Below are 8,473 nucleotides of genomic sequence, written 5' to 3' on the forward strand. Positions count from 1 at the left end.
GCCCTTAGTCGGCAACCACATAAAGAGACGGCCAAGCAGCCACTCCTCGAAGGGAGGAATTCGTGAACTTGAGGTTTGGCGTCAAGATCTACGACAATGATTGGTTTCTTCGTCACCGAATGAGCGCTGTTCAGGCTGCCGACCTCCTGGCGGAATGGGGCGTCACCTATGTGATCGCCCAGAGCAAGTTCCTTCCCATGTCGAATTCGGCGGTGGCGAGCGCGATCGCCGAGGCCGACAGGCAGGCCTATGACGCACTCGACGACGCGGCCTTTCGGAAGCTCTTAGGGGAGAGAGGCATCGCCTATTTCGCCTGCCTGAATATTTGCTTCGATCCCGCCTTTTCCGATGCGCATCCAGGTTCGGTTGCGATCGACCAGTGCGGGCGCGCCGCCCGGCAGGAAGATTGGTACATTGGCCTGCCCCCGGATCGGGAAGAAAACCTGACCCACAAGATCGATCTTCTTCGCCGCGGCGTCGCCGCGCTGCAGCCGGACGCCGTGCATCTCGGCTTCATTCGCTGGCCCGGCTTCTGGGAAACATGGCTGCCGGGAGACGCGCGCTCCGAGAAACCGGAATATTGCTTTTCCAGTCGAACGGTCAGCGCTTTCAATCGCGATCTCGGACTATCGGTCGACGCCAGCGATCCCATCGTCTCGGCGCGGATCATCCACGAAAGTCATCGCCGAGCCTGGACCGATTGGAAATGCGCCAGGACTGTCGCGGCCATCGCACGCATACGGCGCGAACTCGCATCCGTGCGGAGCGGGCTCAAATATTCGATAAACACCCTGCCGTTCTTCCAATCCGACTTCGACAATGCGGTCGAGGAAGTTTTTGGCCAGGACATCGCTGCGCTTTCCAGCGTGGTCGATATTTTCGAAGTGATGGCCTATCACCAGATCCTCATGAAGCCCCCGACCTGGCCGGCCGCGGTCGCGGAGGACATCCGGAAGCGCAGCGGGCGCGAGGCGATCTGCACGCTGCAGGCGAAGGCTCTCTATCTCGAAGGAATGCACGCCGGCCGGGGCCGCAAGAGCGAGCTGACCGCGGAGGAGTTCAGGCTGGCGCTGAACGCGCTTGAGGCTTCGGATGTCGAAGGCGTCTGCGTCTTCACATTCACCGACCTTCTCGACATGCGGGGCGGCGAGAAGGGCGACGCGATGCTGGCCGGACTCAAAGCGTTCAGGACCTGATCATGCGCGGCCTGGCAACCTGCTCATATTGGCCAGAAGGCTGGCGCGGGTCAGTTCGGCCTTGCGGAACGATCCGCTCATCGCTCCCGCGGTCATGACGACGATGCGGTCGCTGAGGTCGAGCAGTTCGTCCAGATCGTCCGAAATGACGAGGATGCCCGCGCCCTGCTGCGCCGCCAGCCTGATCTGGTTGTGCAGTTCCGCCTTGGCGCCGATGTCGACGCCAGCCGTCGGCTGATCGAGAACCATGACCTTCGGCCGCGACGCGACCGCGCGTGCGAGCAGGACCTTCTGAGCATTGCCGCCGCTGAGCTGGCCGACGATCTTCTTTCGCGCGGGCGGGCGGATCGCGAAGCGCTGGATCATGTCGAGAGCCATGCGCGCCCGACTACCTGGATGAACGATGCCCGCGGTCGCCAGCAGTTTGCCAAGGGCGCTCGCCACGATATTGGCTTCGACGGAGGAGGTCAGCGCCAATCCGGATGCTTTGCGGTCTTCCGGCGTCAACACCAAACCATATCGGGTCGCGCGCTCGGGATTGCGCCGCTTCATGAGCCGCCCGCCAACCTCGACGCGGCCAGCGCTACGAACGTCCCCTATCAACGCCCTTGCGAAACGCGTGCGTCCCGAGCCTACCAACCCGGCGAGCCCAACGATCTCGCCGCGCCGGATCGAAAGATCAATCGGAGGCCGGCCGTGAATGCTGAGGCCCCGGACGTTAAGCGCCTCCCGCGCCCCGTCCGCCGCGCCCCCCGCCTGTGTGGGCCTCAAGCTTGCGACAATCTCATGGCCCACGAGCAATTTGGCGAGGCTGTCGACCGTGTAGGACGAACCGGCGCCAGTTTCTACGACCGCGCCATCGCGCATGATCGTGATGCGATCGGCGAGCCGGCGGACCTCGTCGAGGAAATGGCTGATGTAGACGATGCCGACCTGCTGCTCCGCGGCCATCCTGCGCATAGTGGCGAACAGAAGCTCGCGTTCGGCTGGAGCGAGGCGGGCCGTCGGTTCGTCCATCACGAGGATACGGACGTCCTGCGAACAAGCGCGGACGATTTCCGTCATCTGCTGCGCGCCGACGCCAAGCCGGCGCACGGGCATGTCCATGGGCAGAGCAATTCCGAGCCTCTCGGCTTCCTGTTTCGACCGGTCGCGCAGCCGCCCATAGGCTATTGTGCCGGAGAGCCGGCCGCGCGGCTCTCGTCCGAGCGCAATGTTTTCGGCCACCGTCAGATCGGGAACCAGCGAGAAATCCTGATAGATGATGGCGACGCCGCGCTGCAGAGCGTCACGCGGCGCGCCCAGCCTGACTTCCTCGCCGTCGAGCCGAACTTCGCCGTCGTAGTCGGCGTAGTTCCCGCCGAGCACTTTCATGAGCGTGCTCTTGCCAGCCCCATTGTGGCCGACAAGAGCATGGATTTCACCGGCTTTCAGCGAGAAGTCGACGCCTCGGAGAACCTGAACTCCGGAAAAGCTCTTTCGGATGTCGCGCATCTCCAGAAGCATCGGCCGTATCCCTGTTCAGCCGCCCCAGGCCGCCGGATATTTCTCGACATTCTCCTTGGTGATCGTGGGCAGGTCGAGATAGTGATTGGGCGAGGGAATCTGGTCGCCCTTGCCGGCGAACGAGAGTATGGCGTCCTCGATGGCGACCTTGCCTTGCGGCGCCGGATCCTGATCGACGGTGCCATAGACCGTCCCCTTAATGATCGCATTGCGAACATCCAGCGGATAGTCGCCCATGATGAACTTCACATCCGTACGACCGGCTCCCACGGCGAAGTTTGCGCCGTTCACCCCTTCGGGACCCTGGTCGACGATCGCGTTGACGGCGCCTTGCGGATATTTGCTCAGAAAATCTTGGGTGATGGCGAGCGCCTTGGAATTATCCCAGTCAGCGGCCTGCTTCTCGACAACGACGATGCCGGGATGCTTCTTCAGCGTGTCCATCAGACCCGCTTCGCGATCGAGTTGAGCCGATGTGCCGAGCTTGCCGAGGATATAGGCGATCTTGCCATTCTCTCCCACCGCTTTGACGACGAGGTCGCCCTGGCGCTGGCCGAAGACGAAATCGTCGACGCCGACATAGGTCACCACCTTGGCGCCGGTGCTGATGTCGGCCTTGGTGTTGACGGCCATCACGGGAATGTTGGCGGCCGTCGCCTGCCTGATCACGGGTACGATGCCTTTGGGATCGCTTGGCGCGATCAAGATCATATCCACCTGCTGGGCGATGAACTGCTGAACGATCGAGATCTGGGTGGCGAGATCGCCATTGCCGCTCTGAAGGTCGAGCTTGAGGCCGTTCTTCTCGGCCGTCTCTTTCGCTGTCTTGATGAGGTTGGAATAGAAGGGCACGGACGTGTTCCAGATCATGAATCCGATCCGCTTGCCCTGCTGCGCCCAGCCGAGGCCCGCGCTCGCCGCCAAGGCGAGGCTGGCGACCCCTGCGAGAACAAATCGGCGTGTGTAAAGCGTCATGACTTACTCCTCCCTATGATCAGCGCAACTCGCGCTGCTTACGTTGATAACTGTCGAGTCCCACGGCCACGAGAATGACCGCGCCGGTCACGGCAGGCTGCCAGAATGGCGACACGCCGATGAGGTTGAGGGCGTTGGCGATGACGCCAAGCAGAAGGGTTCCGAGGACCGCGCTCCAGACCTGGCCAACGCCCCCGCTCAGCGGCACGCCGCCCACGACAACGGCGGCGATCGCGGTGAGCGGCCAGTCAGCCGCGCTGGCGGGCTGACCGATATTGGTCTGGCCGAGCAGCACGACGCCCGCAATCGCGGCGAAAAGGCCGCCGAGCGCGTAAGTTGTCAGAATGACGCGGTCGACATTGATGCCAGCGAGCCGGGCGGCGGTCTTGTTGCCGCCGACGATGTAGATGTAATGGCCGAGCGTCGTGAACCGCAGGATCGCCCAGGTGACGGTCGCGACCGCTGCGAAGATGATGGTGGGGATCGGGATCGGTCCAATGCGCCCGAGCCCGAGCACAGTGAAAGATTCGGGAACGCCATAGACCGGCTGCGCGGCGGTTCCCACGAAAAGAAAACCGGTGACCAGCACCTGCGTCGCAAGCGTCGTGACAAAGGGGTTGATGCCTATCTTGGCGATGAAGAAGCCGTTGACGACGCCGACCGCGAGCCCGAGAAGGAGAGCCGCGACGATGCCGAGCGGCATCGACACCTGAACGATCAAAGCCGCGGCCACCACCGACGACATCGCGCCGACCGCTCCGACGGAAAGGTCGAACCCTCCGGTCACGATCATCAACAACATGCCGCAGGCGACGATGCCGATGATGGAGTTTCGCTGCAGCACATTGGCGAAATTGGCCCAGGTCGCGAAATGCGGCACCCACAGGCAGAAGCCGATCAACAGCAGCACGAAGATGATCGCCAGCGCATAGGTGGAAAGCGACGCCCATCGCCAGGCAGCCTTTTCCCGCCGGATAGCAGCAGAATCGCCGTCGACCGGCGTCATGATGATTGTCCTCTCGCCTTTCGACCCACAGTCGCGGCAGACGTCGGCCGCGCCTCGGCTGCCCGCGCCTTTTCGCCCGCAAACAGCAGTGTCCCGATGAGTTCGGCCTGTTCGCCAAGCATCGCCGGCACGACCCGGACATTCTCTGTCGCGCGCGCAATGGAAAACCGGCGCATCGCCTCCTTGAGCGGCGCAAACAGGCTTTCGCCGGCGCGCATCAGTTCACCGCCGACGATGATGAGTTCGGGGTTGAAGTAGTTGCAGAGATGACCGACCAAACGGCCGACCAGAGCGCCGGCGTCGGCCACGACTCTGTTCGCGCCCACGTCGCCAGCGACGGCCTGGCGCAGCATTTCGTCTGACGAGATGTCGCCATGCGAAACGCTCAATGCCTTGGCCAGGGCGTTCACGGAGACCAAAGCCTCAAGACAACCGCGGCTGCCGCAGCGACAGACGGCGCCGTGCTCATCCACGACGACGTGGCCGAGTTCTCCCGCTATGCCGCTCGATCCTCTGAAAACCTGTCCGTTGATGACGATGCCGAGGCCGACGCCGACGGACAAAAGCACATAAAGCGCCACGCCTGTTTCGCGAGCGGCGCCGTAGACGCTTTCCGCAAGTGCGCCGAGATTAGCGTCATTGTCCATGTAGACGGGAAGACCGAGACGTCGCGACAAACCGCCCGGCACGTCCGTGCCGACCCAACGCGCGAGGATCGAGCCGGCGTGAAGTTCCCCTGTCGCAGCGTCCACCGGGCCGGGAACGCCGATGCCGACGGCCTTGATCTCCGCTCGATCGATTCCAGCCGCCGCGATGATCGTCTCGACATTGGCCGCCGCGAGGTCCAACGCCACGTCGGCGGGCACGTCGATATCGAAATCAGACGAGACCTGCTCCAGGATCCGATAATTCGCATCGGCGATCGCCGCCTTGATGAACAGGCGGCCGAAATCGATGCCGATGAAATAGCCCTTCGGCGCCGCGAGCGCGACGCGCGTTCCGGGCCGTCCGGCCGCTTTGGTCGCGTGATGTGCGCCATCCGCTTCTTCGACGAGTTTCTCTTCGATCAGAACCGCGATCACGGCGGATAGGGTCGATCGGGAAACCTCGAATTTTCGCGCGAGTTCAGCGCGCGACTGAGCGCCGCTCGCCCTCAGCTCTTCCAACACGCCGGCGCGAAGTCTTGCTTGTGACGGTGTCATCGACGCGGCGCTTCCCCCTTGTTGCGGGGCCTTTGACACGTCATCGCGGATATGTCAAATCCGAACAATAATTGATGGTAATTAATCCAAAAATAGACAAATAGGGAGATTGTCGTGCCTGACCGATTGAGGCTGAAAGCAGGATTGGTCCTCGCAGGAAGCGACCTTCAGCCGATCAAGGACGGCGCGATCCTGATCGAGGCCGGCCGGATAGCCGCCGTCGGCGGAGATGACGGCGTGCCTCATCCCGAAGAATGCGAACCGCACGATCTCGGCGATGTCACGCTCATGCCGGGCATGATCGACGCCCACATGCATACTTTCGGCGTCGATAGCACCCAGTTGCACCTGCTCGCCACGGAGCGCGAGCCGTATCGCGCGGCCCGCGCGCTTAACGAGCTTGCGGGCATGCTCCGCGCCGGCTTTACCTCCGCCCGGTGCCTCGGTTCGACCATCGGGCCGGACGTCAGGCGGGCCATCGACGACGGGCTGGCGGAGGGGCCGCGCCTCAAAGTCGCCGGTGGGTTCATTTCGTCCACCTCCGGCACCTGGGACAGCCGGTCAGTCTCCCTTTCAGCGGCCAGACTGAGCGGCGAAGTCGCCGACGGAACGGACGGCCTGTTACAAGCCGTGCGCCAGCGCGTACGGGAAGGCGCGGATTTCATAAAATTGGGCCTCTCAAAGGGCGGCGTGCATGATCGGTATCACGCCTGGGGCGATGATCCGCTCCGCCAGGTCGCTACCTATAGCCTGGAGGAAGTGGCCGCGGCTGTGGAGGAGGCCCATCGAAATCGGCTGCTCGTCAGCGCGCACGCCATCGGAGAGGAGCCCGTGCGATTGGCGATCGAAGGCGGCGTCGACATCGTTGAGCATGGTTACGGCATATCGCCGGAAACCCGGAGCACGCTGGCGGCGAAGGGGACGATCGTAGTCTCCACAATCTCGCAATTGCATTTTCATCGCGCCGCTTATGAGGCCTATCGTTATCCGCAATGGGAGCGAGATGTCTACGAACGCCACTGGACCATCATGCAGCGCGATTTCAAGCTTGGGCTGCGCGCGGCCGTGCGCTACGCGCTCGGCACGGACCTGATTGGCGGCCCCACGCATCCATTGCATGAAGCGGCGACAGAATTCCTGCTGGCGGTCGAATGGGGAATGACTGAGCGTGAAGCGCTGCGTGCGGGAACAATGCTGGCGGCCGAAGCGCTCGGCATCGCTTCGCAGACGGGCAGCATAGAGGTTGGCAAAGCGGCGGATATCGTCGCGCTCAACGGCAATCCTCTGATCGATATCAAGGCCGTTAAAAATCCGGTTCTGGTTGTGAAAGAGGGGCGCGTGCTGCGCCTCACAAGTCCCGCTTGAACGCATGTTGATCGTCAGGCGGCCGCTGAGAGCGACGCAGCCGCCCCAAATCAATCCACAGCAGGATCGAGGAGCTTGGCCTCGGCCATGACCTTGCTCCCCAATGCGATGACCTCTTGAATCAAACTTCCGCCATCCGCAAAGCGGTAGATGGCGAACATGCGCGAGGGATGCAGCGCGAGTTCGCTCTCGAGGCCGCACACAATCCCCGCTTCGATCGCGCTCTGGATAAGGCGCCGGGGCAGCAAACTCACGCCGAGGCCGGCCGTCACAAGCTGGGCGACCACGGTTGGACTGCTGCAGCGGCAGACGGTGGACGGCTCCAACCCGGCCTGTCGAAACCAGTCCGTAATCTGCCGCCACATCGGCGCGGGATGCGGGTTCGTGATCACGGGCACCCCGAGCAGATGGGAGGGGTGGAGGGGAGAGCGGAGATTGAACGAGCGGGCCGCCGCCCAAGTGAGGGGCTGGATGCCGAGGGGCACCAAGGTGAGCTTCGGATCGCCTGTCGGATTGATGACGAAGGCGACGTCGAGCTTGCGGTCCAAAATGTCCTGTTCAAGCTGTGCGCTGGTGCTGATCACGAATTCGAGTTGAAGAACGGAGTATCGCGTTGCGATGGCGCGCATATAGGCCGGTAGGCAGGCTTGGGCGAAGGTTTCCGTGACGCCAATTCTGAGGATGCCTGTGTTTTGCCCGCCGCCCTCAACGGCCGCGCGGATCTTCCCATATTCCTCGATCACCGACGCGACGCGCGGCGCCAGGGCTTCGCCGCGCTGGGTCAGAACAAGACCGCGGCCGGCGCGTTCGAACACGGGGCTGCCCAGTTCAGCCTCGAGGTGGTCGATGCGCAGCGAAATCGTCGGAGGCGCCACGCGAAGATGGCGCGCCGCCTCCTTCACCGATCCGAGGCGCACGATCCAATAGAACGCCTCGAGCTGAACGAATGTTGGCCGCACAGTTTTGAAAACCTGAATTGAGAGAACGAAAATTTCCTAATTGTCCTATCCTTCCGGTTCCGCTTCTATTTGCAAACAAAAAAACAAGGGCGGAGCGCGAATTGTGAAACGGAGTGCATGCAGAGCGGAGGCCGGCGGACCGCTGGCGTCGCCGTGTGGCCGCTTCTGCGCCCGGGCCTCCCGCCTCGCATAGGAGCTGAGCCGACCATGATGGCTGGATATCGCGCCGACTTTTCGCTTGAGCTTCGAGCTGGCGTCATCGAA

Annotated in this window: 7 protein-coding genes; 2 read left to right on the forward strand and 5 right to left on the reverse strand. The window is 62.8% G+C overall.

Annotation, left to right across the window (positions count from 1 at the left end; genetic code table 11):
- Nucleotides 1–62: 62 nt before the first annotated feature.
- On the forward strand, nt 63–1,196 hold the full coding sequence (locus GSQ90_RS30450) for a hypothetical protein (RefSeq protein WP_158818728.1): 1,134 nt from the start codon (nt 63–65) through the stop codon (nt 1,194–1,196).
- Here the strand turns inward: GSQ90_RS30450 and GSQ90_RS30455 are convergent, their stop codons facing one another.
- From GSQ90_RS30455 to GSQ90_RS30470, 4 genes are read right to left on the reverse strand one after another with little or no spacing between them, the layout of a single operon-like run.
- Nucleotides 1,197–2,702, reverse strand: coding sequence for a sugar ABC transporter ATP-binding protein (locus tag GSQ90_RS30455; protein WP_158818729.1), 1,506 nt, complete (start codon nt 2,700–2,702; stop codon nt 1,197–1,199). It abuts the gene before it with no gap.
- A gap of 15 nt (nt 2,703–2,717) precedes the next feature.
- Nucleotides 2,718–3,677, reverse strand: a complete 960-nt coding sequence (locus tag GSQ90_RS30460) for a sugar ABC transporter substrate-binding protein (protein WP_158818730.1) — start codon at nt 3,675–3,677, stop codon at nt 2,718–2,720.
- Between the two features lie 19 nt (nt 3,678–3,696).
- Complete coding sequence (locus GSQ90_RS30465) at nt 3,697–4,683, reverse strand: ABC transporter permease (RefSeq protein WP_158818731.1); 987 nt, start codon at nt 4,681–4,683, stop codon at nt 3,697–3,699.
- Nucleotides 4,680–5,885, reverse strand: a complete 1,206-nt coding sequence (locus GSQ90_RS30470) for an ROK family transcriptional regulator (protein WP_158818732.1) — start codon at nt 5,883–5,885, stop codon at nt 4,680–4,682. The genes GSQ90_RS30465 and GSQ90_RS30470 overlap by 4 nt, the downstream gene beginning before the upstream one ends.
- 114 nt (nt 5,886–5,999) lie before the next feature.
- Between GSQ90_RS30470 and GSQ90_RS30475 the strand changes: the two genes are divergently transcribed.
- Nucleotides 6,000–7,250, forward strand: coding sequence for an amidohydrolase family protein (locus GSQ90_RS30475; RefSeq protein WP_158818733.1), 1,251 nt, complete (start codon nt 6,000–6,002; stop codon nt 7,248–7,250).
- Between the two features lie 50 nt (nt 7,251–7,300).
- Here GSQ90_RS30475 and GSQ90_RS30480 read toward each other — a convergent pair whose 3' ends face one another.
- A complete protein-coding gene (locus GSQ90_RS30480; protein ID WP_158818734.1) occupies nt 7,301–8,209 on the reverse strand; it encodes a LysR family transcriptional regulator in 909 nt (302 codons plus the stop codon).
- Nucleotides 8,210–8,473 lie beyond the last annotated feature (264 nt).

The organism is Methylocapsa sp. S129, assembly GCF_009765995.1.
Lineage (GTDB): Bacteria > Pseudomonadota > Alphaproteobacteria > Rhizobiales > Beijerinckiaceae > Roseiarcus.